The following is a 25,530-nucleotide window of genomic DNA, read 5'->3' as shown; positions in this document are numbered from 1 at the left end:
GGCTGCGCGAGCGGCCGCCCGGCCGGTCCGGCGGCCGGCGGGCTCCGGACCGGTGTCGCGCGCGGCCGCCGCCGGGTGGCCGAGAGTCTCCGTTGACGGGCCGGGTCCGCAATCCTAAGGTCCTCCATAGGATTGCTGTATCCCCTTGAGCGGCGGGAGCGCGCGATGACAGGCACGGGCAACGAGCGGGCGAGGAAGACGGCCGAAGGGCTCGCGTACTCCTCGGGATTCGGCAACGAGCACAGCTCGGAGGCGGTCACCGGCGCCCTCCCGGTGGGCCGCAACTCCCCGCAGCGCGCACCCCTGGGCCTGTACGCGGAGCAGCTGAGCGGTTCGGCGTTCACCGAGCCGCGCGCCCACAACCGCCGTACGTGGCTCTACCGCGTCCGCCCGTCCGCCGCGCACCCGGCGTTCACGCGGGTGGACAACGGCGCGCTGCGCGGCGCCCCCTTCACCGAGACCGCGCCCGACCCCAACCGCCTGCGCTGGAACCCGCTCCCCGCGCCCGCGGCCCCCACCGACTTCCTGGCCGGTCTGTGGACCCTGGGCGGCAACGGCGACGCCACCCAGCGCACCGGCATGGCGATCCACCTCTACCACGCCAACACCTCGATGGACCGCCGGGTGTTCAGCGACGCGGACGGCGAACTGCTGATCGTGCCCGAGCACGGCGGCCTGCTGATCCGTACCGAGCTGGGCCTGCTGCGCGCCGAACCGGGGCACGTCGCGCTGGTCCCGCGCGGCGTCCGCTTCCGCGTGGACCTGCTCGACGCCACCGCGCGCGGCTACGTCTGCGAAAACTACGGACAGCCCTTCCAGCTCCCCGACCTCGGCCCGATCGGCGCCAACGGCCTGGCCAACGCCCGGGACTTCCTCGCGCCGACCGCCGCGTACGAGGACGAGGAGGGCCCCTACGAGGTGGTCAACAAGTTCTGCGGCAACCTCTGGAAGGCGACGTACGACCACTCGCCGCTGGATGTCGTGGCCTGGCACGGCAACCACGTCCCGTACGTCTACGACCTGCGCCGCTTCAACGTCATCGGCTCGATCAGCTACGACCACCCGGACCCCTCGATCTTCACCGTGCTGACCTCGCCGTCCGACACCCCCGGCCTGGCGGGCGTGGACTTCGTGGTCTTCGCGCCGCGCTGGCTGGTCGGTGAGGACACCTTCCGGCCGCCCTATTTCCACCGGAACGTGATGAGCGAGTACATGGGGCTGGTCGAGGGCGCCTACGACGCCAAGGCGGAAGGATTCGTCCCCGGCGGCGGCTCGCTGCACAACATGATGTCCGCGCACGGCCCCGACCGGGAGACCTTCGACCGGGCGAGCGCGGCGGAGCTGAAGCCGCAGAAGATCGACGACGGGCTGGCGTTCATGTTCGAGACCCGCTGGCCGGTCACCCTCACCGGGCAGGCGGCCGGCGCCGGCCACCTGCAGAGCGGCTACGACGGTGTGTGGCAGGGTCTTGAGCGCCACTTCCGCCCCTGAGCGCACCGGGCCGACCGGGCACCGTCCGGCCTCTGAGAGCACAGAGCCGGCCGGGCACCGCCCGGCCCCTGATACGGAGTCGTCGTGACCACCTTCGCCCCCGACTCGCTGGACCTGAACCGCAAGCTGCCGCTGTGGTACCAGGTCTCGCAGTCGCTGCGCGCGTCCATACTCGGCCGCTCCCCCGGCGCCCCGCTGCGCCTGCCGACCGAGGACGCGCTCGCCGCGCACTACGGCGTGAGCGTGCTGACCATGCGCCAGGCGCTCAAGGAGCTGGAGACGGAGGGGCTGATCAGCCGGCATCGCAGGCGCGGCACGTTCATCGAGCCGAGCGCGCGGCGCGGGACACCGGTGCGGCTGCTCGGTTCGGTGGACGCGATCGTGGCCCAGCAGTCCGGTATGCGGACCGAACTGCTGGGGCACGGGCCGGCCGCGGTGCCGTCCGAGCTGGCGGAGTACTTCCCCGGCCTGGCGGAGGTGACCGCGTACCGCAGGCTGCGCGGCGACGCGAGGACCGGCGAGCCGACGAACCACGCGCGGAACTTCCTGCATCCCGACGTCGCCGCCCGCGTGGACCCCGCGGACCTGGAGCGCTGGCCGATGACGAAGGTGCTGCGGGACGCGGTGGGCGTGGCCATCGCCCGCATCACGGACACGGTCGAGGCGCGGCTGGCCGACCCGGAGACCGCCCGGCTGCTCCAGGTGCCGCTGCTCAGCCCGATCCTGCACTACACCGGCATCACCTACGACCAGGACGGGCGGGTGGTGGACGTCGCCCTGATCCACTACCGGGGCGACCGGTTCTCCTTCACGGTGACGCTGGACGCGCACTGATCCGGCCCCGGCCCGCGATGGGCCACCCCGGTGGAGGCGCCGACGGAGCGGCAGGTGAAGATGTGCGACATGTCACCCATCAACCGTCGTACGGTCCTCACCGCCGCGCTCGGCGCGGCAGCCCTCAGCAGCACCCCTCTGGTGACGGGCCTGGGAGCCCCCCTGGCCCGTGCCACGTCCGACAAGGACGTGTACGACACCAACATTGATCTGTACAAGAAGCTCTCCGGCCAGGAGGGCATCCAGTTCGCGCGCCGCTACAGACGGCACGAGCTGCTCGACAACGAGCGGGGAGAGAGACTCCCGTACCACCGCACGACCATCATGGCGCTGCACGGCGGCGGCATCGAGAAGGGCACCTCCGAGCTGTGCCTGGGCATAGCGGGCTACCGGCCCGACACCCTGGCGGCGCTCTTCCCGGGCGAGCCGGTGTACGACTACTGGATGTTCGAGGGCCTGCGGCTGCCCAGCATGAACCAGGGGACCAACCGCGACCTGCACGTCACCGCGAAGCACTGTGACGACCATGTCGCGCTCTCCATGGCGGCCTCCAGCCTCAACGTCCTGAGCCTGCACGGCTGCACCGCTGAGCAGGCCGGTGTACGCGGCAGCCAGGACCCCAAGGTGGTCGTGGTCGGCGGTCTGAACGCCGCTTTCAAGAAGCTGCTGCACGAGGAGCTGGGCAAGCACTTCAAGACGGTGGACGGCGACGACTTCCCGGCCTTGGCCGGAGTCAACCCCGCCAACCCCTGCAACCGCACCATGCTCGGCAAGGGCGGCCAGCTGGAACTCAGTACCGAACTGCGCGCGTCCTTCTTCGACAAGGACACGATGGACGGGCGCCCCGGCAGCACCAACGACGAGTTCAAGAAGTTCTCCGGCGCCTGCCGCAAGGCGATCGCCCGCCTGGAGACCCGCTCGGACCAGGTGATTCTCTGAACGCCGCGGGCGGTGCCGGTCCGCCGGCCCGCCCGCCTTCAGGACACCCCCGCAGCACCTCAGAACCTCAGATCCGCTCCAGGCTGCGTCCCGTACTGCGCGGCCCCAGCAGCGCCACATCCAGGCACAGCAGCACCATCAGTACCGCCGAGCCGGTGAAGACGGCGCCGGGCCCGAGGTCCGCCAGCACGGTCAGCGCGACGAACGGCAGGATCACCGAGGTGAGCCGGGACAGCGAGTAGGCGATGCCGATGGCGCTGCTGCGCAGGCCGGTGGGGAAGATCTCGGTCTGGTAGACGTGGAAGGCGTTGGAGAAGACGTTGCTGCACACGGTCAGCGCGAAGCCGGCGCTCACGATCAGCCACCCCGCGTCGGCGAAGCCGAAGGCCAGGCCGCACCCGGCCATGCCCAGCGCGGCGGCGATGATCAGCGTTTTGCGCTCGATCCGGTCGATCAGCGGCACGGACAGGGCCGAACCGATCGGATAGCCGCAGAAACTGAGTGCGGCGTAGCTCAGCGACGCGGTGACGGTGTGGCCCTTGGCGGTCAGCACGACCGGCGCCAGCGAGCCGAAGCCGTAGTAGCCGACGGTCTGGAGCACCTGGAAGAGCCACCACATGAGGGTGCGCCGCCCGTGGTCGCCGCGGAACATCTCGCCCAGCGGGACGCGGCGCTGCGGCACCTCCGCCTCCACCGCGACCGACGGCAGGGTCTCGCCGGTCTCCCGCGCGACGCGCTCCTCGATGTCCGTGACGATCCGCGCGGCCTCCTCCGCACGGCCGTGCACGGCCAGCCAGCGCGGCGACTCGGGCAGCCGGGCGCGCATGAGCTGGATGAACGCCGCGCCCAGGGCGCCCGCCACCAGCAGCCAGCGCCAGCCCTCGACGCCGAACAGTTCACGCGTGGCCACCAGGCGCGCGCCGACGAAGGCGGCCACCGGCACACCGAGGAAGCCGAAGGTGTACGCCCAGGCGATGTAGCGGCCGCGGACCGCGCGCGGCAGGAACTCGGCGAGGTAGGTGTCCACCAGGACGAGCTCCGCGCCGAGGCCGAGCCCGGCCAGGAAGCGCAGGGCGATCAGCCACTCGGCGTTCGGCGCGAAGGCGCAGAGCAGCGAACACAGGGAGTACGCGCCCAGATTGACCAGGAACATCCGGCGTCGTCCGAAGCGGTCCGCGAGCACCGACAGCACATTGGCGCCCACGAACATGCCGAGGAACCCGGCGGCGATCACCCAGGACCTGGCCGTGTGGTCCAGGTGCCAGCGCTCGGCGAGCACCGCGGCCAGCACCCCGCCGAGGAAGATCTCGTAGAGGTCGAAGAAGGCACCGATGCCGACGGTGAAGGTGAGGCGGCGGTGCCAGCGGGACGGCGGCAGCCGGTCCAGCCGGGCTCCCGCCCGCGCCCCGGTGAGCTGCGTGGCGGTCATGGCGCTCCTCCCGGCGGACGGCGGCGGCACGGGCCCAGGCTCTGACGACCGGGCCTGCGGCGTACGGCGTTCCGCCGCACGGGCGCACCGCGGCACGGCGTACGGCCTGGACCGTACCCCTCGGTGATCACTCGCAAAAGACCGCCTCCGGCCGCCGCCGTTACGATGCCCCCAGCGAACCGAGCGCATTGCAGGTCCAGGGAGGGCGACCGCGTGACGGTGACACAGGCCACGGGGAGCGGCGGCGGCAGGCTCGCGGCGGCGCCCCGGCTCGACGACCTGATGCCCTGGTCGGCGGCGCCGCTGCGGCTCGGCCGCGGCTGGGTCATGGCCCCGGACGCCGCCTCGCTCCGGGCCCGCTGGGCGGCGCTGCACGCGGCCGGGGACGACGCGGCGCGCGAGCGGCTGTTCCGGCCCAGCCGCGCCCGTACGCTGCGCACGGCCGTGCCCCAGCTGCCCGGCCAGACCACGCCCACCGGACGGCTCGCGCACACCGGCGGGCCGTGCCCCGAGCCGGTGCGCGTCCTGCACGGCCCGTACGACCAGCAGTGGCTGCTGCCCGACCACCGGCTGATCGACAGCGCCCGGCCGGAGCTGTGGCGGGTCGCGGACGGGCGGCAGGTCTTCGTGGTGGAGCTGGGGCACGTGCCGCAGACGGAAGGGCCCGCGCTGGTCGCCTCCGCGCTGCTGCCGGACGGCCGGTCACCGGCCGGGCGTCCCGGCCGCATCCGGCCGCTCTACCGGCGGCCCGGCGGCTGCGAGCCGAACCTGGCGCCCGGGCTGGCGGAGCTGCTGGCCCGGCGGCTGGACCGGCCGGTGGGCGCCGCCGAGGTGCTTGCCTGGACGGTGGCGAGCGCCCGGTCCACGCCGTCCGGTGCCGTCGTGCCGCTGACCGCCGACGCCGGGGTGTGGGAGGACGGGGTCGGGTTGGGCAAGCGGCTGCTGTGGCTCCAGACGAGGGGCGCACGGGGTGACGGCACGGCGTACGGGGCGCGCGCCGGTGACCGTCCTCGGATGCCCGGCGGCCGGCGGCCCTACGTACGGGCTCCGCTGCCCGCCCGCGGACTGCCCGACGGCATCTCCTACCTGCCGGACGAGGAGGCGCTGCTCCTCGGGCCCGGCCGGGTCTCCCCCGTGCCGCGGCCGGCCTGGGAGGCGGAGGCGGGCGGCGTGCCCGTACTGGAGGCGTGGTTCGAGCGCCGTACGTCCTCGGTGGCCGAGCCGGGCAGCCTGGAAGCGGTACGCCCCGCCGCCTGGCCCCAGGAGTGGACCACCGAACTGCTGGAGCTGATCACGGTGCTGGCGCTGGCGGCCGAACTGCGCCCGGCGCTGGAGGACGTGCACCGGCGGACGGCGGACGGACCGCGCGTCGAGGCGTCCGAGCTGCGCGCGGCCGGGGTGCTGCCGCCGCCTGCCGCTGCCCGCCGCCCGGCCTCCGTACTGGATCACCACGAGGAGGGCCCGGAGGGGCAGTTCGCCCTGTTGTGACACGCTGCTGTGACGCGACCGTGCGGCCCGGCGCGTTGCCCGGCGCGCGACGGCGGGTAGGTGCTCCGACCATGGACCACACCGCGCCACAGCCGCCGCCCCTGGAGGACATCACCGTCGTCGCCGTCGAACAGGCCGTGGCCGCGCCGTTCGCGACCCGGCAGCTCGCCGACCTCGGCGCCCGGGTGATCAAGGTCGAGCGGCCGGACGGCGGCGACTTCGCCCGTTCCTACGACACCTCCGTACGCGGTCTGGCCTCGCACTTCGTGTGGGCGAACCGCGGCAAGGAGTCCCTGGCGCTGGACCTCAAGGACCCGCGCGGACGCGCGCTGCTGGAACAACTGATCACCGTCGCCGACGTGTTCGTGCAGAACCTGGCGCAGGGCGCGGCCGCCCGGCTCGGGCTCGACGCGGCAGCGCTGTGCGCCCGGCACCCGCGGCTGGTCGCCGTCGACATCTCCGGCTACGGCCCCGACGGCCCGTACGCGCACAAGCGGGCCTACGACATGCTCGTGCAGTGCGAGGCCGGTCTCGTCTCGCTGACCGGGACGCCGGAGGAGCCCGCGAAGGCCGGGATACCGGCGGCGGACATCGCGGCGGCGATGTACACGTTCTCGGGTGTCCTGGCCGCGCTGCTGCGCCGCGGCACGACCGGGCGCGGCGGCCCGGTGGAGGTGGCGCTGCTGGACGCGCTGGCCGAGTGGCTGGGGCATCCCCTGTACTTCGGGATGTACGGGGGTACACCCCCCGCGCGCACGGGGGTCGCGCACGCCGTCATCGCGCCGTACAACGCCTATCCGACGGCGGACGGGCAGCCGGTGCTGGTGTCCGTGCAGAACGACCGGGAGTGGCAGCGGCTGGCGCGGCAGGTGCTGGAGCGGCCCGGACTGGCCGAGGACCCGGCGTTCGCGACGAATGTGGCACGCGTCGCCAACCGGGACACCACGGACGGTGTGGTGGGCGAGGTGCTGGCCGGGATGGGCATCGAGGAGGCCGTACGGCGGCTGGAGGCGGCGGGGATCGCCTGCGCGCGGCTGAACGGGGTGGCGGAGCTGGCCGGGCATCCGCAGTTCGCGGCGCGGGACCGCTGGCGGGAGGTGGGCTCACCGGCGGGGCCGCTGCGTGCGCTGCTGCCGCCGGTCACGCTGCCCGGGAGTGCGGGGCCGGTGATGGGGGACGTCCCGGCCCTCGGCGAACACACCGACGCGCTGCTGAGCGCTCTGGGTCTGACGAGCGAGCGGATAGCAGCGCTGCGCCGGGACGGTGTGGTCGCCTGAGGGACCGGGAACGGTGTCGTCCGGACGGACCTCAGCCGTGGCCGTGGCCGCCGAAGAGCGACCGACGCAGCCTGCGCAGCGGTGCGAACAGCGACACCCTGGCGCCGCGGCTCGTCCTGCTGCGCCGGTGATCACGAGCAGTGAGCTCCTGCATCAACGATGTCGCGCCCTCCGTCTCCCGGTGCGGGACGGCGGGTCCGCCCAGCACCGCGAGATGGCGGTCGAGCCGCGCGCTGGACGCGCCGCTCCCGCAACTAATGGCAGGCACTCGTGGCCTGCTGCGCATTGTTATCTGTTCCATGACACTCCCCACCCGTACGAGGGCACCCGGCCCGGGCAGGGTAACCCTATCTCTCTCCCGCGACACGCGCGCGGCCCGGTCACCGGTATTCACCTCCCGCACACCGACGTTGACGCCACCTTACGGATCACTGTCAACCGAGGGCGAGTTGGATGAGTACCGAGGTCGTGGGCCTGGCGGAGCCACCGGCCGGCTCCAGCGTGACCGCCAGCCGGTCCGCCCGTCCGGCGCCGCCGTGCCGAAGATCACGTACGACGGCGGGGCCCGCGGTGCGGGACCCGCGGTCGTACGGCAGCATCGCGGCCGGGCGGGCGGTGGCGAGGCCGTCGCGCATCCGCCACAGCTGGTACGCGTACCCGTCGGGCGGCGGGGGCAGTCCCGCGGCGTTCACCACGGCCTGGTTCATGGTGACCGACTCGACCGCGCTCAGTGACCGCCCGCCGATCGGGCGGCCGGAGACGGCCAGCGCGTCCGGCGCGGCCAGGACGGCGTTCACGGCCTGGGTCACCGCGCGCTGCCGGTCCAGTTCGGTGTCCGTACGGGCGAGCTGGAGGGCGAGCAGCGCGCTGACGACGAGGCTCAGCGCGGTGACCGCAGCGGCGACGCGCGGGCCGAACCGGGCGGACAGGCGCGGGCGGGCGCGCGCCGTGCCGGCGCCGGTCTCCGCCGCACGCGCCCTACGCCCGGAATCCGGAGGGACGGATTCCGATTCCGTGACGGCCTCCTGCGGGGTGGCGAGGGCGGCCGCCAGCACCCGGGTGCGCAGTTCCCCGGGTGCGGGGCGGGCGGCGGCGCGGGCGAGCCAGGTGGCGTCCTCGGTGAGGACGCGCAGTTCGGCCGCGCAGTCCGGGCAGCGGCGCAAGTGCCGCTCGAAGCGGCGGCGTTCGCGCGCGCCGAGGGCGTCGAGGGCGTACGGGGCGGCCAGGGCGTGCGCGCCCCGCCACCCGGCGCGCCACGCCTCCCGGAGGGCCGCGTACGGCGGGCGGCGGCTCATACGGCACCCGCCAGGCAGTCCCGCAGCCGCGCCAGCCCGTCCCGCAGCCGGGACTTGACCGTGCCGAGCGGTACGGCCAGCCGACGCGCCGCCTCCCGGTGCGTGTAGCCGTCGTAGTACACCAGCGTGACCGACTGCCGCTGCAAGGCGGTGAGCCGCTCCAGGCACCGGCGTACCCACTCCCGCTCGAAGGCGCCCTCGACCTCCTCGGCCACCTCGTCGAAGACGGTCACCGCGCCCCGCCGCGCGGCCCGTTCCTCGCGCTCGTTCGCGGCCCGCGCCGACCGCACCCGGTCCACCGCCCGGCGGTGGGCGAGGGTGAGGATCCACGACAGCGCGCTGCCGCGCCCCGGGTCGTAGCGCCCGGCCCGCCGCCAGATCTCCAGCAGCACCTCCTGCGTCACCTCCTCGGCCTGGGCGGTGTCCCGCAGCACCCGCCGGGCCATGCCGAAGACCGGGGGGCGACACCAGGTCGTACAGCTCTTCGAAAGCGCCGTGGTCACCCCGCGCGATCAGGGGCAGCAGCACCTCGGCGCCGCGCCCCGCACCCGTTCTGGAGTCCACGCGGCTCACCCCGTTCCCCTGCCGACCGGTCATTGTCCCGCCGGGGTGGATTCGGGGCGAGACGCGCGGCGGACCGGTCCGGCGGGCCCCGGTATCGCGGGCCGCGGGAAATCCGTACCCATCCGGACGGCGCGCGGCCCCGAATAGCCGCCGAGCACCGGTACGGCAGAAGCGCCGCCGTACCGGTGCGGCCAGGCCGGCCCGTCCGGCCCGTTCGAGGGGGAGGACCGAGGCGATGACCGCCACCACGCGGGACGCGCAGGAAACCAGGCCGGGGAAGCCCGGGAAGAAGGGCAGGCGCACGAGCCGCCGGACCGTCGCCGTACTGGCGTGCGGCTCGCTGGCCACCGCGGGCATCGCCGGCGCGGCTGCGGGGCCGCTCTCGCTCCGCTCGGCGCAGGCCGCCAGCCACCGGGAGGCGCCGCAGATCTCCGGGCAGCCCGAGTACGACACCACGGACGTGTACGCCTACCAGAGCCCCGACAAGCCGGACACCACCACGCTGACGGTGAACTGGTGGCCCTTCGCGGAGCCGGCCGGCGGCCCGAACTTCTACAAGTTCGCCACCGATGCCCAGTACGACGTGCACGTGGACAGCGACGGGGACGGGCAGGGCGACCTGATCTACCGCTGGACGTTCAAGGACAACTACCGCAGCGGTGACACGTTCCTCTACAACACCGGCCAGGTCACGTCCCTCGACGACAAGGACCTGAACTTCTACCAGACGTACGACATCGACCTGCTGCGGCTGAAGGACCAGAAGGTCGTCTCCAGCACGAAGGTCGCGGACAACCTGATCGCCGCGCCCTCCAACGTCGGCAAGGCGTCCATGCCGGACTACCAGAAGCTGCGGGACCAGGCGGTACGCCCGGTCGCAGGCGGCGCGAAGTCCTTCGCGGGCCAGGCGGACGACCCGTTCTTCCTGGACCTGCGCGCCTTCGACCTGCTGTACGGCGGTGACCTCTCGGAGGTCGGCCGGGACACCCTCGCGGGCTACAACGTGCAGTCCGTCGCCCTCCAGGTGCCGACGAGCACCCTGCGGCAGTCCGCCGCGCAGCCGGTGATCGGCGTCTGGTCCACCACCCAGCGCAAGAACGCCTCCGGCGGCTGGTCCCAGGTGTCCCGGATGGGCAACCCGCTCGTCAACGAACTGGTCGTCCCGCTCAAGGACAAGGACCGCTTCAACGCGTCGGCGCCGTGGAACGACGCGCAGTTCCTGAAGTACGTCACCGACCCCGAGCTGGCCCGGCTGATCGAGAAGATCTACGGGATCAAGGCACCGGCGCTGCCCCGCAAGGACCTGATCCAGGCGTTCCTGACCGGCGTGCCCAAGCTCAACCAGCCGCCCGGCGTGCGCCCCGCCGAGGCGCTGCGGCTGAACACCTCCATCCGGCCCACCGACCAGCCCGAGCGCCTCGGCGTGCTGGACGGGGACAACGCGGGCTACCCGAACGGCCGGCGGCTCACCGACGACGTCGTGGACATCTCGCTCCAGGTCGTCGAGGGCGAGCTGGTCGGGCAGAAGAACGACCTGGGGGACGCGGTCGACGCCAACGACCGGGCCTTCGGGAAGACCTTCCCGTACCTGGCACTGCCCACCTCCGGCTCCGAAGGGCCGCTGGCCGAGAAGAGCGGCGGCGACAGCACGGACGGGAGCGGGAGCGGCCAGGGCTCGACCAGCCAGTCCGCCCGCCTCCAGACCGGCCTGCGGCCGCAGGACAGCGGTACCGGTGACGACGACACCGTGCTGATCGCGTCGGCTTCGGCGGGCGCCGCCGGACTGGTGCTCGTCGGCGTCGGGCTGCTGTGGCTGCGCGCCAACCGGCGGTCGGGGGCCGGACGTTGAAACACCCCAAGGCGCCCAGGAGCGTGCGCGGCCGGCTGGCCAGCGCCGTCGGGACCGTGCTCCTCGCGTGCGGGATCACCGTCGGCGGGCTCGCGCTGGGCGATGACGGCGGCCGGGCACCTGCCCTCGTGCCCGCGCCGCCGTCGTCCGACGTCCCCGTGGGCCGCGGCACGACGGCCGGCGCCATGACCGCCCTCCAGGCGCAGTTGCGTGCGCGGCCCGGGGACTGGCGCGGCTGGGCACAGCTCGGCGCCGCCTACGTCGAGCAGGCCCGGACGACCGGCGATCCGACCCGCTACCCGCTGGCCGAACGTGCCCTCGGCCGCTCGCTGGCGCTGCGCCCGCAAGGTAACGACGCCGGGCTGGCGGGGCGGGGCGCGCTGGCCGCCGCGCGGCACGACTTCCGTGCCGCGCTGCGGGACGCGGACGCCGCGCTCGCGGTCAATCCGTACAGCGAGCGGGCGCTGGCGGTCCGCGTGGACGCGCTGGTCGAGCTGGGCCGCTACGACGCGGCGCTCGCGGCGGCGCGGCACGCCGACGCGGTGCGCCCCGGCCTCCCGGCCTTCACCCGGCTCGCGTACGTGCGGGAGCTGCACGGCGACGCCGACGGCGCCCGGAAGGTGCTGGACCTGGCGCTGCGCTCCGCCGGGCAACCCGACGACATCGCGTACGTCGCCACGGCCCTCGGCAACCTGGCGCGTGGGCAGGGCCAGTACGCGCAAGCTCTGCGGCATTACGGGGCTGCGCTGCGCGCCGTCCCGGGGCATCTGCCCGCCTTGGAAGGCCGGGCGCGCACCTACGCAGCGCGCGGCCAACTGGGCACGGCGGCCCGCGAACTGCGCAAAGTGGTACGCCGCTACCCGTTGCCGGCCCCCCTGGCCGCGCTCGGCGAGGTCTACGAAGCGCGCGGCGAACGGGCCGCCGCTCAGCGCCAGTACACCCTGGCCGGGACCTGGGTGGACCTCGCGCACGCCAACGGTGTGGCCGTCGACCTGGAAACCGCCCTGATCGAAGCCGACCACGGTGACCGGCACGCCGCCCTGCGCGCGGCACGCGCCGAGTGGGCCCGCCGCCAGACCGTGCACACCGCCGACAGCCTGGCCTGGGCCCTGCACCGGACCGGTCAGGACCGGGCAGCCCTCCCCTACGCCGAGCACGCCGCCGCGCCAGGCTTCCGGGACGCGGCGTTCCTCTACCACCGCGGCATGATCGAGCGCGCGCTCGGCCGGGCCGCCGACGCCCGCCGCGACCTGTCCGCCGCCCTGCGCCTGGACCCCGGCTTCTCGCCCACCGGCGCGACCGCGGCCCGGTCCGCACTCGCCGCTCTGGGGACCGGACGGTGACCCGGCGGGCAGGCGCCCTGCTGGCCGTGGCGCTCGCGGCCGTCCTGCTGCTGCTCGTACCGGCCGGGTCCGCGCATGCGCATCCGCTGGGCAACTTCACCGTCAGCCAGTACGACGGGCTGGTCGTCCGGCCCGGCGCGCTGCGCGTGGACCATGTCGAGGACCTTGCGGAGGTCCCGGCCGCCCAGCAGAAGCCTCGTATCGACAAGGACGGGAACGGGACGCTGAGCCGCGCCGAACGGGCGGGCTGGGCCCGGGAGCGGTGCGCGACGGCGGCGCGCGGCAGCGGGCTGACCGTGGACGGCCGCCGGGAGCCGCTGCGGTCCACGGATGCCAGGGCAGTGACCCGGCCCGGCCAGGCGGGCCTGCCGACGCTGCGCCTGGAGTGCCGGCTGGCGGCCCGGCTGCCAGCCGACGGGCGGGCCGCGCTGTGGTTCCGCGCGGCGGAGGGCGACGGCGCGCCCGGCTGGCGGGAGATCACGGCCCGGGGCGACCGGGCCCGGCTCACCGCGTCCGACGTGCCCACGGCGTCGGCCTCCCGACGGCTGACCGCGTACCCGCAGGAGGTACTGGTGTCGCCGCCCGACCGCCGCTCGGCATCCGTACGAGCCGTACCGGGCGGACCGGCGCTGTCCGAGGCGGACGGCGCACCGACCGCCGCCCCGCCCGCCGCGTCCGTCCTGCCGCGGGGCGCGGACCGCTGGGCGCAGGCGCTGACCGGACTCGTCGCCCGTCACGAACTGACCCCCGCCTTCGCGGCCCTGGCGCTCGGCGCGGCCCTGGCACTCGGCGCGCTGCACGCGCTCGCGCCGGGGCACGGCAAGACCATGATGGCCGCGGCAGCGGCGGCGGGCGGGCGGAGTTCGCGGCGGGACGTGCTGGCGCTGGGCCTGTCGGTGACCGTGACGCACACCCTCGGGGTCTTCGCGCTGGGGGCGCTGATCGCGGCGGGGTCGGCCGCCGCGCCCTCCGTGGTGGCGTGGCTCGGGGTGGCCAGCGGGGCGCTGGTGGCGGGGGCGGGGGCCGTACTGCTGCGCCGGGCCCTGCGGCTGCGGCGGTACGGGGGCCCGCACTTCCACGACCACAGCCATGAACAGGAGCACGGGCAACACCACGGGCACGGGCACGAACACGGCCATCAGCACACTCACGGCCACCACCACCCCACCCGCCCCGGCCTGCGCGGCATCGTCCTGCTGGGGCTCGCCGGCGGGCTGGTGCCGAGTCCCTCCGCCGTGGTGGTCCTGGTCGGCGCCGCGGCGCTCGGCCAGGCGTGGTTCGGGTTCCTGCTGGTCGTCGCGTACGGTGCGGGGCTGGCCGCGACGCTGGCCGCGGCCGGGCTGTTCGCCGTCCGGCTGACGCTGCGGCTCGGCGGCCGGCGGGCCGCCGGGCGGGGGGCCGGTGCGCGGCTGCTGTCCGCCGCGCACCGGCTGGCTCCCGTCGGTACCGCCGGCATCGTCCTGCTGCTCGGCTGCGGATTGTTGCTCAAGGGGGCGGCAACCACGCTGGGTTGAGGTACGTTTCCACCGCATCGCTCTTTCGCGAGGGGGGCTCGTCCATGAGCGAGGGTCCTGGCAGTGCGGGAACCGGCGGCCCGCTGGGCGGCGGGGACGGCGGACGGCTGCTGGCGGGGCGCTACCGGCTGGTCGACCAGTTGGGCCGGGGCGGTATGGGTGTGGTGTGGCGGGCCCGGGACGAGGTGCTGGCCCGCGAGGTGGCCGTCAAGGAGGTACGGGCGCCGCGCGACCTGACGGGCCGCGAGGAGGAGTTGCTGTACACGCGGCTGGAGCGGGAGGGCCGGGCCGCGGCCCGCATCGCGCACCGCAACGTGGTGACCGTCTTCGACGTGGTGTCCGAGGGCGGGCGGCCGTGGATCGTCATGGAGCTGGTGCGCGGGCTGTCGCTGGCCGAGGCCCTGGACGCGGAGGGCCCGATGACGCCCGCCCGGGCCGCGGGCATCGGGGCTCAGGTACTGGCCGCGCTGCGGGTCGCGCACACGGCGGGCGTGCTGCACCGGGACGTGAAGCCGGGCAACGTCCTGCTGTCCAACGACGGCCGGGTGGTACTGACCGACTTCGGCATCGCGCGCGTGGCGGGCTCCGCCGCGCTGACGCTGACCGGCGAGCTGGTGGGGTCACCGGAGTTCCTGGCGCCGGAGCGGGCGCTGGGCCGGCAGGCGGGCCCGGAATCGGACCTGTGGTCGCTGGGTGTGACGCTGTACGCGGCGGTGGAGGGGCATTCGCCGTTCCGCCAGGACACCCCGCTGACCACCCTGCGCGCGGTGGTCGACGAGGAGTTGCCGCCGCCCCGCCGTGCGGGTCCGCTGGCGCCCGTACTGGAAGGGCTGCTGCGCAAGGAGCCGCGGGAGCGCCTGGACGCGGCCGAGGCGCAGGGGATGCTGGAGGCGGTGGCGGCCGGCGGCGCGACGCCCACGGTCGTGGTGCCGCCCGGTCAGCCGCCGACGGTCACTTCCGATCACGCGGCCGCCGGGTACGGGTACGGGCCCGCGACGCCGACGCCGGTGCCGGGCCCGCCGACCGGAACGCCGGGCGGGGACACCACGACGACGACCGCGGTCGGCCAGGAGGCCGAGCGGCGCCGGCGGCGCTCGGTCCGGGTGCTGGTGGCGGGGGCGCTGCTCGCCCTGCTGGCGGCGGGCGGAGTGGCGTACGCGCTGCTGGACGACGGCGGCACGCCGGCCCGTACACCGGGCAGTACGACGGGCGGCGGCTCCGGAGGGAGCACCGGCGGCGGCGGAGGCGGTGGCACGGGCGGCGGGGCTTCTCCGGGGCAGTCGGCTTCCGGCGGCACGTCGTCCGCCACGACTCCCCCGGCCGCCACCACTCCCGGCCGTACGGGCCCCGGCACCGCTTCGCCCGGCCACACCTACCCCACCACCCCTCCCCGTACGACCGGGCGGCCGCCGTCGACCGGGCACCCCACCACCACCGCGCCGACCACGTCGGCTCCCACGACCTCCTCAAGCTCGGCCACGGGCGGGACCACGGACGGCGGGCCGTACGGCGGAGCGACCGGCACGGGCGACGGCAGCGGCCCGCAGACCTAGCGAAAACGGGTCCTGGCTCCCCGGACAGGGAAGAAGCCCCACCCGGCGGGCGGGACTTCTCCTGAGGGGGGTGGGACGGGGTCAGGCGGCGGAGCCGAAGACGGGCAGGTAGCCCTTGGACTGGCCATTGGCGGTGGGGTGGTAGGAGTTCTCCACGGGCAGGGTCACGCTGTGCAGCCAGGGGGCCGAGGAGCAGATCTCGTGCCCGGCGAAGGTCTTGTTGACGTCCGCGAAGGTGAAGCCGTGGTCGGCGGCGCGCTTGGCGGTGACGGCGTTGATGTCGTCGGCGGCGGCGTTGATCGCCGCGCGGGACTTTTCCGAGAGGCCGACGGAGCAGCCGCCGAGTTTGTAGAAGCGGGGGTAGCCGAGGACGACGACCCGGGCGGCGGGCGCCTTGCCGTCGATGGCGTCGTAGACCTGGTCCAGCTTTCCGGGCAGCGTCTGTTTGACGTAGGCGCGTGCCGTGGCGACGCGGTTCAGGCAGGCGGTCTCGCCCTGGAGGGCGCAGGTGGTCATGGTGTCGGCGAAGCCCGCGTCGTTGCCGCCGATGGTGATGCTCACCAGGTCCGTGCCGGAGGTGAGCGGGGCCAGCTGCTTGGCCAGCACATCTCCCGTGCGGGCGCCGGAACAGGCCGTGAAGTGGTAGGAAGCGGGTCGGTGGGCGGCGGCCCACAGGGCCGGGTACGCCTTGGTGCTGCGCTTGCAGGAGCCGCTGCCGCTGTCGTAGCCGCCCGCCCCCACGCCCGAGGAGTAGGAGTCGCCGAGGGCCACGTAGTCGACGGCCTTGGGGCGGGGTGCGGACACGGCGGCGCTCGCGCCGGAGAGCGCGAGCGCCGTGGTGACGAGGAACGCGGACGCCGTCGCCGCGCGTCGGGACAGTCTCATGGAACCTCCCTGAGCAGGATCTCTGCCATCCCTGATGTAGCAGGGCCCGTCCGGTACGGGAAGTGTTGACACGCATTCTCACGATCACGGGTGATCCCGGTGGACGTGTCACGGCATCGGAATGACGCGTATATGACATACCCACATTCCGACAGGCGCACCGGTGCGCCGGAACCCGTCACCGCGGCGATCGGGCCGGTTCCGCCTCCGGCGCCCGGCGCCCCTTCTCCGCCACGTGGCGTCAAGTGCCCGACCACGCGCAGGACATGGCCCGTTCACACCTTCTTCGCGTCTTGACGCCCGCGCGCCCGCTGCGCGACATTGAAGCCCGGCATCAGGCGGTTCTGGGGGGCAAAGCTGCCCATGCACATCAAGACCATCAACGGCAACACACCGGACGGCGGCAGAGCCGCCGACGGGCCCGCGTACGGCGGTCCGGGAGACGACGGTCCGGGAGGCCCGGAGCCGGGCGGTCCGGAGCCGGGCGCGGACGGCCGGGGCGGCGGGCGGCTGCGCGCCGACTCGGCACCCGTACTGGCCGGGGCGGCCGTGGCGGTGGGAGGCGTGGGCGCCTTCCTGGCGCTCGCCGACATCGCCTCGCCGTTGCGCGCGCCCTGCACCCTCTTCTTCCTGGTGCTGGCGCCCGCCGCGGCCGTCGCCACCACACTGGGGCGCCTCGACCCGCTGAGCAGGTCCGTCGTCGCGGGGGCGGCGGCCGTCGCGGTGGACCTGCTGGTGGCCCAGGCCATGCTCGCGCTGCACATCTGGTCGGCGCGGGGCGGGGTGGTGGCCGTCGCCGTGCTCAGCGGCATCGTGTTCCTAGGGGTCAGCGTGCGGCGCCGGCACAGCGGCGCCCGTGGACGGGGAAGTCGGACGAACTGACGTGGACATCAGCGTGTACCGCCCCGGTGAACTCAACGGCACCGACCGGGCGGCGTGGAGCACGGTGCAGTCGCAGGCCCATCTGCTGGGCACCCCCCAGCTGGCCAATCCTTTCCTCGCACCCGAGTTCGCCCTCGCCGTCGGCCGCTGCCGGCGCGGGGTGCGCATCGCGGTGATCCGGGAGGACGGCGAACCGGCCGCGTTCCTGCCCTTCCAGCGCTCGGCGCTGGGTGTCGGGCGGGCGATCGGGCTGGGCGTCTCCGACGCCCAGGGCCTGGTGCACCGGCCCGGCTTCCAGTGGGACGCCCGCGAACTGCTCCAGGCCTGCGGGCTGTCGGTGCTGGAGTTCGACCACCTGGTGGAGGGCCAGAAGCCGTTCGAGACGGTGCCGGTGCACAGCTTCGCCTCCCCCGTCATCGACCTGGACCGGGGGTACGAGGCGTACCTGGCATGGCTGCTGGAGAACTCCCCCAAGTTCACCCGCCGGACCCGGACCAAGGAGCGCAAACTGGGCCGGGAGTTCGGCCCGGTGCGGTACGTGCACGACGAACGGGACCCGGCCGTGCTGCGCCGGCTGCTCGACTGGAAGTCGGCGCAGTACCGCAGGACGGGACGGAGCGACCGCTTCGCCCACCCCTGGATCGTCCAGCTCGTCGACCAGCTCTTCCACACCCGTACCGCATCCTTCGCCGGCCTGCTGTCGGTGCTCTACGCGGGCGACACGCCGGTCGCCGCGCACTTCGGCATCCGTTCCGAGCGGGTGCTGTCCTGCTGGTTCCCCGCGTACGACCCGGCGTACGCGAAGTTCTCGCCCGGCCTGGTGCTGCATCTGCGCATGGCCGAGGGGGCCGCCGCCGAAGGGATCTCCTACGTCGATCTGGGGCGCGGTGAAAAACAGTACAAGGACTGTCTCAAGACGCGTGAACTGACCGTTTCCGAAGGATGGGTGTCACGGCACCGCCATCCGGTCGCGCTGTGCCATCGCGCACACCGCGTCCCGGTGCGGGCTTTGCGCAACACGGTGGTGTCCCGGCCGGAATTGTTCGAGCCGGCTGATCGTCTCCTCAAACGGATGGGCCGAATCCGGTCGCGCGGCTGATCAATGGACCGCTCCATATCCGCCAATGACCCGGAACGGGATACGAGGTGAAGGTATTGCCATAGAGTCCCAGTCATCAATACCGTCGTACACCACCCGCACCGGCACGTCGTGCAAGGCGGCACCAGGGGAGGGCTCAGGCGCCGCGACAGGGCCCGGGGCGGGGCGCGGTAGGGGGGTGCCGTGTCCGATCTTCACATGCCGAGAACCACGCCGATCATCGGGACACGTGCCGCGCGGCCGGAAACACACATGCCAGCTCACCCTGTTCATCCGGCGAAAAGATCTTTGCCGTCGTGAACGGGGTGTGAACCCCCCTTTCGAACCGGATACCCATCCGGGCCGCCCGGGGGTGGGCGGTCCACCGGACGAGAGGGAAAAAGACTCATGAGTTCATTTCTCCACTCCGCGGAAACGGATCCGAAGCCGTTGACGCCGGTGCGCACGGAGGGGCAATACCGCCCCGTTTCCTCGCACCTGGCCATAGCTCCGCCGGTCAGTGTCGTGATACCCGCGATGAACGAGGCGGAGAATCTCCCGTACGTCTTCAAGACACTTCCGGAGTGGATACACGAAGTCGTCCTGGTGGACGGGAATTCCACCGACGACACGGTGGCGGTCGCGCGCGAACTGCGGCCCGACGTCACGGTCGTCGAACAGCGCGGCAAGGGCAAGGGGGACGCCCTGATCAGCGGGTTCGCCGCGTGCACCGGCGACATCATCGTGATGGTCGACGCGGACGGCTCGGCGGACGGCGCCGAGATCGTCAGCTATGTCTCCGCGCTGGTGGGGGGCGCGGACTTCGCCAAGGGCTCGCGGTTCGCCAACGGCGGCGGCACCGACGACATGACGCCGGTGCGCAAGCTGGGCAACCGGGTGCTGACCACCGTGGTCAACGCCAAGTTCGGCGCCCGCTACACCGACCTGTGCTACGGCTACAACGCCTTCTGGCGCCACTGCCTGGACCGGATCGCCCTGGACTGCAACGGGTTCGAGGTCGAGACGCTGATGAACATCCGCGTGGTCAAGGCCGGGCTGAAGGTGCAGGAGATCCCCAGCCACGAGTACAACCGCATCCACGGCGTGAGCAACCTGCGGGCCGTGCGGGACGGTTTCCGGGTGCTGAAGGTGATACTGCGCGAGCGCAGCACCCGCCGCAAGCGCCCCGCCCGCCCGGCCATGATCACGGGAGAGGCGTCTTGAGCGTCCGCGTCTCCGTGGTCGTCTGCGCGTACACCGAGGACCGCTGGGACGACATCCTCGCCGCGGTGGCCTCGGTGCACGAGCAGTCCCACCCGGCCCATGAGCTGCTGCTCGTGGTCGACCACAATCCGGCCCTGCTGGACCGGCTGAGGGAACGTTTCGCGTCACCCGGGCCGGGCGGCCCGGTACGCGTACTGGCCAACGCCGGGCCGCGCGGCCTGTCCGCCGGGCGCAACACCGGCGTCGCGGAGTCCACCGGCGAGGTGATCGCCTTCCTGGACGACGACGCGGTGGCCGAACGCGACTGGCTGCTGCACTTCGCCGAGGGGTACGCCGATCCGCGGGTGCTGGCCGTCGGCGGCCGGACCGAGCCGGTGTGGGCCTCCGGGCGCCGGCCGGCCTGGTTCCCCGAGGAGTTCGACTGGGTGGTGGGCTGCGCGTACCGGGGGCTGTTCCCCACCGGCGCCGGCGGCCCGCACACCGTCCGCGTCCGCAACGTCCTGGGCGGCAACGCCTCTTTCCGGCGGGAGGCGTTCGAGACCGCCGGCGGGTTCGCCACCGGCATCGGCCGGGACGCCGGGAAGCGGCCGCTGGGCTGCGAGGAGACCGAGCTGTGCATCCGGCTGGCCCGCGCCGTGCCGGACGCGGTGCTGCTGGTCGACGACCGGTCGGTGATCCACCACCGGGTGCCGGCGGGCCGGGAGCGCTTCGCGTACTTCCGTTCCCGTACGTACGCGGAGGGCCTGTCCAAGGCGCTGGTGACGCGCAGCGTGGGCGCCAGGGAAGGGCTGTCGACGGAACGGCGCTACGCGACCCGGGTGCTCCCGGCGGGCGTCGCGCGCGGTGTGCGCGACGCGCTGCTGCGGCGGCCCGGCGGGGCCGGCCGGGCGGGCGCGATCGTCGCGGGGGTGTCCGCCACCGCGTTCGGCTACGCGCTCGGCAGCCTGCGGGCGCGGCGCGACCGGCGGACGGTGGGTGACAGCGGCTTCGTGGTGGTACCCGTGCCGGACGACCGGACGGGAGGTACGGCCCGGGAACCCGCGGGCCCGCACGAACCGGACGGGGCGACGGCCCCCGCGGCCTCCCGGGCGGGCGGCGGGTCCGCGGCCCCGGGCGACGAGGGGGCGGTGGCATGACCACACCGTGCACGGTACCGATCCTGATGTACCACGCGATCGCGCACGCGCCCTCGCCCGCCGCGCTGGACCTGTCCGTGACGCCGCGGGCGTTCGCCGAGCAGATGGCCGTACTGGACGACCGCGGCTTCACCCCGCTGACCACGGCACAGCTGGGGGCGGCGTGGCGGGGCGGCCGGCCGCTGCCCGAGCGGCCGGTGCTCATCACCTTCGACGACGGCTACGAGGGCGTGCACCGGCACGCCCTGCCCGCGCTGTCCCGGTACGGGTTCGCGGCCACCCTGTTCGTCTCGACCGGCTGGCTGCGCGGCCCGTACGACACCGGGGGCGCCCTGGACACCATGCTGGACTGGGACCAGACGCGCGAACTGGCCGCCGCCGGGGTGGAGATCGGCGGCCACAGCCACACCCACCCGCAGCTGGACCAGATGTCCGACGACCGCCTGTGGTTCGAGGTCACCCGCTGCAAGCACCTCGTCGCGGACGAACTGGGCACTCCCCCGGTGTCGTTCGCCTACCCCTACGGCCATTCCAGCCGGCGGGTGCGGCGGGCGGTGCGCGGCGCGGGCTTCCGGCAGTCGCTGGCGGTGAACAACGCCCTGGCGGGCCGCTGTCAGGGCCCGTACGCGCTGACCCGGCTCACGGTACGGCGCGACACCGCCGCCGAGGAGTTCGCGCGGCTGGTGGAGGGCCGGGCCGTCGGCCGGTACTTCGCCCGGGAGCGGGCGCTCACCAAGGGATACGCCGTGGTCCGCAGGGCCCGTCAGGCGGCCAAGGCAGTGGGGAAGGTGCACGGAAGCCGTGTCTGACACGACCACCCGGACCGAGCGGCACACGGAACGGGAACCGGCCGGGGGCGGGCGGCGACGCCTGTTCGGCGGCCTGGGGCCCGGCGGGAAGGGCGGCGGGGGCAGCCAGCTGTTCCGCAACGCCTACGCGCTGATGCTGAACACCGGCATCTCCGGGCTGCTCGGTCTGGGATTCTGGCTGGTCGCGGCCCGGTACTACACGGAGTCCGCGGTCGGCCAGGGCTCGGCGGCCATCGCCGCGATGAAGCTGCTGGCGGGGCTGACCTCGCTGACGCTGACCGGCGCGCTGGCCCGCTACATCCCGATCGCGGGCCGGGCCACCGGGCGGCTGGTCCTCCGTACGTACCTGGGCAGTTCGGTGGTCGTCGCGCTCGCCGCCACCGTCTTCCTGCTCACCCTGAACCTGTGGGGGCCCTCGTACCGCTTCCTGCACGGGCCGATCCACGGGCTCGGGTTCGTCGTCGCGGTGATCGCCTGGTCGGTGCTGACCCTCCAGGACGGGGTGCTGACCGGGCTGCGCAGCGCGCTGTGGGTGCCGGTCGGCAACCTGGTCTTCTCGACGGTCAAGCTGGGGCTGCTGATCGCGTTCGCCGTGGCGATCCCGACGGCGGGCGTCTTCGTCTCGTGGGTCGCCGCCATCGGGGTGTCCGTGCTGCCGCTGGGCTGGCTGGTGTTCCGGCGGCTGGTGCCCCGGCACGTGAAGGCCACCGCACGCACCGCCCGGCCACCGTCCCTGCGCGAGATGGGCCGCTTCCTGGCCGGCGACTACACGGGCTCGCTCTTCTCGCTGGCCGTCGTCTACCTGGTGCCGGTGCTGGTCGCCTCCCAGGTCAGCTCCGCCGACAACGCGTACTTCTACATCACGACCACCATCGGCGGCACGGTCAACCTGCTCGCCATCAACATGGGCGCCTCGCTGACCGTGGAGGGCTCGCACGACCCGGCGCGGCTGGCCGAGAACACCCGGGCCGCGCTGCGCCGGATGGCCCGGATCATGATCCCGGTCTGTCTCTTCCTCTTCGTGTGCGCGCCGTACATCCTCGCCGTCTTCGGCCAGGGGTACGCGGACGCCGCCACCCCGCTGCTGCGCTGGTTCGCGGTGGGCGCCGCGCTGCGCGTGGTGATGGAGGTCTACTTCGCGGTGCTGCGCGCCCAGAGCCGTACGTCCGGACTGGCGTACATGCAGGGCCTGCTGTGCCTCCTGGTGCTCGGCCTGACGGTGCTGCTGCTGCCGCGGATGGGGCTGACCGGCGCGGGTGTCGCGGAGATCTCCAGCCTGGCGGTGATCGTCTCGATCGCGTCCGTCAAGCTGTACCGCATCCTCAAGGGGCACCCCTCCGCGCCGCTGACACGGGCGCCCGCCGAAGGGCTGGCGCCGGACGGGGACCTGGCGGACCTGGCGGTCAACGGCGACCTCGGGGACGCGCGGGCGCCCGGCCCGGACACCGCCGTACCGCCGGGGCCGGACCGCGCGCGGGAGGCGGCGGACGGCACGGACGGCGCGGTGCCGCACCGGCCCAGCTGGGCGCAGCGGGCGCTGCGGGACGTGGACACGGTGCCGCTGGGGCTGCACGTGGACTTCGACCACATGGAACGCCGGCCGGACGTCCGGCCGCCGGCACCGTCCTGGGCGCAGGACGGTGGGAACGGCGGGGTCGGCGGGGACAGTGGGCTAGGCGGGGACAGTGGTGCCGGTCGGGGCGGCGGTACGGAGCGGCCGGTGGCCACCGGGCCTGTCGTGCCCGCCGCGCCCACGAAGATGTTCCGGGCGGAACCCGCCGCGGCGCCTACGGCGGACGACGCGCCGCCGGACCGCTCCGGCCCGGCCCCGGGCGTCCCCGCCCCCCCGGCCCCCGCCGCACCCTCCGGCCCCCGGCGCACCGCGCCCGCCCTCCTGAAGGCCAGGCTCACAGCCCCCGGCCCGCTCGGCACCCGCCTCACGGCCCGGCTGTCCGACCGCCCCGACCTCGGCGTCTGGGCGCTGCTGAGCGCCGCCCTCGCGCTGTTCTGGCTGCCGCTGCGCGGCATGAACGACGCGGACCTGGACCGGATGGGCGGGCTCGGTCTGATCAGCGTGCTGCCCACGGCGACCCTGCTGGGCGCCGTCCTGCTCGTGCTGGCCTTCGCCTCGGCCCTGTGGCTGTCCCGGCCGCGGCGTGCCCTGCTGGCGGCCGTGCTGATCCTGACCGTGGTGGCCCTGCACGCGCTGCCCGCCGTCCTGGAGGCCGAGCCGCGCTTCCCGACGGCCTGGCAGCACCTGGGCTTCCTGGACTACATCGACCGGACCGGCACCGCCGTACCGGACCTGGACGCGCGCTGGAGCTGGCCCGGCTTCTTCGCGGCAGCCCAGTTCCTCGCCGAGGCGTGCGGCGTCACGGACTTCACCCAGGTGCTGCGCTGGTGGCCGCTGACCATCCAACTGCTCTATCTGGCTCCGGTGTTCCTGCTGCTGAAGTCCGTACGGGCGGGTTGGCGCGCGAAGTGGAGCGCGGCGTGGCTGTTCGCGCTGTGCGGCTGGGTCGGCCAGGACTACTTCTCCCCGCAGGGCTTCACGTATCTGCTGTATCTGGTCTTCGCGGCGGTCCTACTGGTGTGGTTCCGCGATCCGCGGGTGCTGCGCGGCAAGCGCTGGCCCGGCGAGGCGGAGGTCGCGCCCGCCGGGCGGGGACAGCGGGTCGCGCTGCTGGCCGTGCTGGCCCTGCTGTTCACGGCGTCCGTGGCGGGCCACCAGCTCACGCCGTTCGTGATGCTGGGTGTGCTGACCTTCCTGGTGCTGGTGCGCCGGACGTCCCTGTACGGGCTGCCGCTGCTGTTCGGCGTGGTGGTCGTGGTCTGGATCGGCTTCCTCGCCGAGCCGTACTGGTCCGGGCACTTCGACGAGCTGTTCGGCGGTGTGGGCGGCATCGGCGGAAATGTCTCCTCGTCCGTCACCGGCCGGATCGGCACCGGCGACACCACCCACAAACTGGTGCTGTACGCACGGGTGGCGCTGGCCGGCGGGGTGCTGGCGCTGGCCTGCTGGGGCGTGCTGCGGCGGCGCGCCGCCGGATTCTCCGAACGGTCGCTGCTGGTGCTGACCTTCGTACCGTTCCTCGCCTTCGGGATGCAGTCCTACGGCGGCGAGATGGCGCTGCGGGTGTTCATGTTCGCGCTGCCCGGCGCCTGCGTCCTCGGCGCGCTCGCGCTGTTCCCGCGCGCCGCCGGCACCCGCCGCGGCCTGGGCCCGCTCGCCGCCCTGCTGACCGGCGTGGTGCTGATGACCGGCTTCCTGGTGGCGCGCTGGGGCAACGAGCCGTTCGAGCGCGTCCGGCCGGGCGAGGTCGCCGCGATGGACTACGTCTACGCGCACGACCGGCCCACGGCACGGCTGCTCTGGCCGTCCAACGACACGGTCAACGACGTCACCCCGGCCATACCGTGGGGCGCCAAGGACATGGAACGGGTGCGGTACGTCCCCGTCCTCGCCCCGCGGGACCCGGTGCTCACCGACTCGGTCGTCGACGCGCTGCGCGACGCCGGGCCGCACTCCTACTTCATGGTCAACCGCGCGCAGGCGGAGTCGCTGCGCCTGGGCTCGGGCTACGCCGCCACCTGGGAGCAGCGGCTGCGTACCGCCCTGGACCAGCGCCCGGAACTGCGCCGCGTGCTGAGCAACGAGCACGCGGCGCTGTACGAACTCAAGCAGCAGCAGCCGGGCCCGGTGGACGAGCCGGACCCCGGCCCGGCCGGACCGCGCGTCACGTGGACGTCGTGGTCGGTCGTCGGCGCGCTGGCCGCCGGCGCGCTGATCCTGCTGCTCGGGGCCCGCGAGGTGGTGCGGGTGGCGCTGCCGCCGAGCGTGCGCAAGCTGCGGTGGATGCAGAGTTCCTTCTGGTTCACCCTGCCGCTGCTGCTGGTGTTCCTGGTCGCTCTCGTCCAGCGGTTCGTGACGATGTCGTGA

The 25,530-nt window shown here is 73.9% G+C and carries 19 protein-coding genes and 1 pseudogene; 15 read left to right on the top strand and 5 right to left on the bottom strand.

Annotated features, from left to right (window positions below; translation table 11 throughout):
- The first annotated feature begins 165 nt into the window (after nucleotides 1-165).
- The 3 genes from hmgA (at nucleotide 166) to JXZ78_RS22385 (ending at nucleotide 3,264) form a co-directional block, all read left to right on the top strand.
- Nucleotides 166-1,491 carry a homogentisate 1,2-dioxygenase gene (gene hmgA / locus JXZ78_RS22395; RefSeq protein ID WP_030023795.1) on the top strand — a complete coding sequence of 442 codons (1,326 nt, stop codon included), beginning with the start codon at nucleotides 166-168 and terminating at the stop codon, nucleotides 1,489-1,491.
- Between the two features lie 84 nt (nucleotides 1,492-1,575).
- Nucleotides 1,576-2,325 carry a GntR family transcriptional regulator gene (locus JXZ78_RS22390; RefSeq protein ID WP_030023793.1) on the top strand — a complete coding sequence of 250 codons (750 nt, stop codon included), beginning with the start codon at nucleotides 1,576-1,578 and terminating at the stop codon, nucleotides 2,323-2,325.
- 69 nt (nucleotides 2,326-2,394) lie between these two features.
- The gene (locus tag JXZ78_RS22385) at nucleotides 2,395-3,264 is read left to right on the top strand and encodes a poly-gamma-glutamate hydrolase family protein (RefSeq protein WP_030023791.1); all 870 of its coding nucleotides are present in this window, start codon (nucleotides 2,395-2,397) and stop codon (nucleotides 3,262-3,264) included.
- A gap of 67 nt (nucleotides 3,265-3,331) precedes the next feature.
- Here JXZ78_RS22385 and JXZ78_RS22380 read toward each other — a convergent pair whose 3' ends face one another.
- Nucleotides 3,332-4,693, bottom strand: coding sequence for an MFS transporter (locus JXZ78_RS22380; RefSeq protein WP_238783298.1), 1,362 nt, complete (start codon nucleotides 4,691-4,693; stop codon nucleotides 3,332-3,334).
- A 213-nt stretch (nucleotides 4,694-4,906) separates the two neighbouring features.
- Here JXZ78_RS22380 and JXZ78_RS22375 point away from each other — a divergent pair, with 213 nt between their 5' ends.
- Together JXZ78_RS22375 and JXZ78_RS22370 are read left to right on the top strand one after the other, a co-directional pair.
- Entirely contained in the window at nucleotides 4,907-6,181 is a 1,275-nt protein-coding gene (locus JXZ78_RS22375; RefSeq protein ID WP_030023788.1) for a type ISP restriction/modification enzyme, read from the top strand.
- A 71-nt stretch (nucleotides 6,182-6,252) separates the two neighbouring features.
- On the top strand, nucleotides 6,253-7,458 hold the full coding sequence (locus JXZ78_RS22370) for a CaiB/BaiF CoA transferase family protein (protein WP_030023787.1): 1,206 nt from the start codon (nucleotides 6,253-6,255) through the stop codon (nucleotides 7,456-7,458).
- Nucleotides 7,459-7,489: 31 nt separating this feature from the next.
- Here the strand turns inward: JXZ78_RS22370 and JXZ78_RS22365 are convergent, their stop codons facing one another.
- The 3 genes and pseudogenes from JXZ78_RS22365 to sigK form a co-directional block, all read right to left on the bottom strand.
- Nucleotides 7,490-7,759, bottom strand: coding sequence for a hypothetical protein (locus tag JXZ78_RS22365; protein ID WP_033039582.1), 270 nt, complete (start codon nucleotides 7,757-7,759; stop codon nucleotides 7,490-7,492).
- Nucleotides 7,760-7,892: 133 nt separating this feature from the next.
- Nucleotides 7,893-8,753 (bottom strand): anti-sigma factor, encoded by an 861-nt coding sequence (locus tag JXZ78_RS22360; protein ID WP_078624600.1) that lies wholly within the window; start codon nucleotides 8,751-8,753, stop codon nucleotides 7,893-7,895.
- Nucleotides 8,750-9,350: pseudogene (gene sigK / locus JXZ78_RS22355) on the bottom strand (ECF RNA polymerase sigma factor SigK). Before sigK ends, JXZ78_RS22360 begins: the two are co-directional and overlap by 4 nt.
- Before the next feature lie 202 nt (nucleotides 9,351-9,552).
- On the opposite strand from sigK, the gene JXZ78_RS22350 reads away from it, so the two are divergent.
- Genes JXZ78_RS22350 through JXZ78_RS22335 form a run of 4 tightly spaced genes read left to right on the top strand, consistent with a single transcriptional unit; the run spans nucleotide 9,553 to nucleotide 15,576 of the window.
- Nucleotides 9,553-11,166, top strand: a complete 1,614-nt coding sequence (locus tag JXZ78_RS22350) for a DUF4331 domain-containing protein (protein ID WP_030023783.1) — start codon at nucleotides 9,553-9,555, stop codon at nucleotides 11,164-11,166.
- 23 nt (nucleotides 11,167-11,189) lie between these two features.
- Entirely contained in the window at nucleotides 11,190-12,509 is a 1,320-nt protein-coding gene (locus JXZ78_RS22345; protein ID WP_238783297.1) for a tetratricopeptide repeat protein, read from the top strand.
- Nucleotides 12,506-14,023 (top strand): nickel transporter, encoded by a 1,518-nt coding sequence (locus JXZ78_RS22340; protein WP_030023780.1) that lies wholly within the window; start codon nucleotides 12,506-12,508, stop codon nucleotides 14,021-14,023. Before JXZ78_RS22345 ends, JXZ78_RS22340 begins: the two co-directional genes overlap by 4 nt.
- Before the next feature lie 44 nt (nucleotides 14,024-14,067).
- Nucleotides 14,068-15,576 carry a serine/threonine-protein kinase gene (locus JXZ78_RS22335; protein ID WP_238783296.1) on the top strand — a complete coding sequence of 503 codons (1,509 nt, stop codon included), beginning with the start codon at nucleotides 14,068-14,070 and terminating at the stop codon, nucleotides 15,574-15,576.
- 81 nt (nucleotides 15,577-15,657) lie between these two features.
- Here the strand turns inward: JXZ78_RS22335 and JXZ78_RS22330 are convergent, their stop codons facing one another.
- Complete coding sequence (locus JXZ78_RS22330) at nucleotides 15,658-16,461, bottom strand: SGNH/GDSL hydrolase family protein (RefSeq protein WP_030023777.1); 804 nt, start codon at nucleotides 16,459-16,461, stop codon at nucleotides 15,658-15,660.
- Nucleotides 16,462-16,824: 363 nt separating this feature from the next.
- Here JXZ78_RS22330 and JXZ78_RS22325 point away from each other — a divergent pair, with 363 nt between their 5' ends.
- The 6 genes from JXZ78_RS22325 to JXZ78_RS22300 all read left to right on the top strand — a co-directional run bounded on the left by JXZ78_RS22325 (nucleotide 16,825) and on the right by JXZ78_RS22300 (nucleotide 25,530).
- Nucleotides 16,825-17,343: a hypothetical protein gene (locus JXZ78_RS22325; RefSeq protein ID WP_238783295.1), complete on the top strand. Its 519-nt coding sequence runs from the start codon at nucleotides 16,825-16,827 to the stop codon at nucleotides 17,341-17,343.
- A 1-nt stretch (nucleotide 17,344) separates the two neighbouring features.
- Nucleotides 17,345-18,442, top strand: a complete 1,098-nt coding sequence (locus tag JXZ78_RS22320) for a GNAT family N-acetyltransferase (RefSeq protein ID WP_030023775.1) — start codon at nucleotides 17,345-17,347, stop codon at nucleotides 18,440-18,442.
- A 387-nt stretch (nucleotides 18,443-18,829) separates the two neighbouring features.
- On the top strand, nucleotides 18,830-19,645 hold the full coding sequence (locus JXZ78_RS22315) for a glycosyltransferase family 2 protein (protein ID WP_030023773.1): 816 nt from the start codon (nucleotides 18,830-18,832) through the stop codon (nucleotides 19,643-19,645).
- Nucleotides 19,642-20,781, top strand: coding sequence for a glycosyltransferase family 2 protein (locus JXZ78_RS22310; protein WP_078624598.1), 1,140 nt, complete (start codon nucleotides 19,642-19,644; stop codon nucleotides 20,779-20,781). Before JXZ78_RS22315 ends, JXZ78_RS22310 begins: the two co-directional genes overlap by 4 nt.
- Nucleotides 20,778-21,590, top strand: a complete 813-nt coding sequence (locus JXZ78_RS22305) for a polysaccharide deacetylase family protein (protein ID WP_030023770.1) — start codon at nucleotides 20,778-20,780, stop codon at nucleotides 21,588-21,590. Before JXZ78_RS22310 ends, JXZ78_RS22305 begins: the two co-directional genes overlap by 4 nt.
- Nucleotides 21,583-25,530: a lipopolysaccharide biosynthesis protein gene (locus JXZ78_RS22300; RefSeq protein WP_372498435.1), complete on the top strand. Its 3,948-nt coding sequence runs from the start codon at nucleotides 21,583-21,585 to the stop codon at nucleotides 25,528-25,530. Before JXZ78_RS22305 ends, JXZ78_RS22300 begins: the two co-directional genes overlap by 8 nt.

Source organism: Streptomyces monomycini (assembly GCF_022271435.1).
Taxonomy (GTDB): domain Bacteria; phylum Actinomycetota; class Actinomycetes; order Streptomycetales; family Streptomycetaceae; genus Streptomyces; species Streptomyces monomycini.
The sequence above is the reverse complement of the archived record's forward strand: the minus strand, read 5'-3'. Positions and strand labels throughout refer to the sequence as shown.

Excerpts from the sequence above, each read along its gene's own strand:
- hmgA (WP_030023795.1), top strand. The coding sequence starts at position 166 with ATGACAGGCACGGGCAACGAGCGGGCGAGGAAGACGGCCGAAGGGCTC.
- JXZ78_RS22385 (WP_030023791.1), top strand. The coding sequence starts at position 2,395 with ATGTCACCCATCAACCGTCGTACGGTCCTCACCGCCGCGCTCGGCGCG.
- JXZ78_RS22380 (WP_238783298.1), bottom strand. The coding sequence starts at position 4,693 with ATGACCGCCACGCAGCTCACCGGGGCGCGGGCGGGAGCCCGGCTGGAC.
- JXZ78_RS22370 (WP_030023787.1), top strand. The coding sequence starts at position 6,253 with ATGGACCACACCGCGCCACAGCCGCCGCCCCTGGAGGACATCACCGTC.
- JXZ78_RS22365 (WP_033039582.1), bottom strand. The coding sequence starts at position 7,759 with ATGGAACAGATAACAATGCGCAGCAGGCCACGAGTGCCTGCCATTAGT.
- JXZ78_RS22360 (WP_078624600.1), bottom strand. The coding sequence starts at position 8,753 with ATGAGCCGCCGCCCGCCGTACGCGGCCCTCCGGGAGGCGTGGCGCGCC.
- JXZ78_RS22350 (WP_030023783.1), top strand. The coding sequence starts at position 9,553 with ATGACCGCCACCACGCGGGACGCGCAGGAAACCAGGCCGGGGAAGCCC.
- JXZ78_RS22335 (WP_238783296.1), top strand. The coding sequence starts at position 14,068 with ATGAGCGAGGGTCCTGGCAGTGCGGGAACCGGCGGCCCGCTGGGCGGC.
- JXZ78_RS22330 (WP_030023777.1), bottom strand. The coding sequence starts at position 16,461 with ATGAGACTGTCCCGACGCGCGGCGACGGCGTCCGCGTTCCTCGTCACC.
- JXZ78_RS22325 (WP_238783295.1), top strand. The coding sequence starts at position 16,825 with ATGCACATCAAGACCATCAACGGCAACACACCGGACGGCGGCAGAGCC.
- JXZ78_RS22315 (WP_030023773.1), top strand. The coding sequence starts at position 18,830 with ATGAGTTCATTTCTCCACTCCGCGGAAACGGATCCGAAGCCGTTGACG.
- JXZ78_RS22305 (WP_030023770.1), top strand. The coding sequence starts at position 20,778 with ATGACCACACCGTGCACGGTACCGATCCTGATGTACCACGCGATCGCG.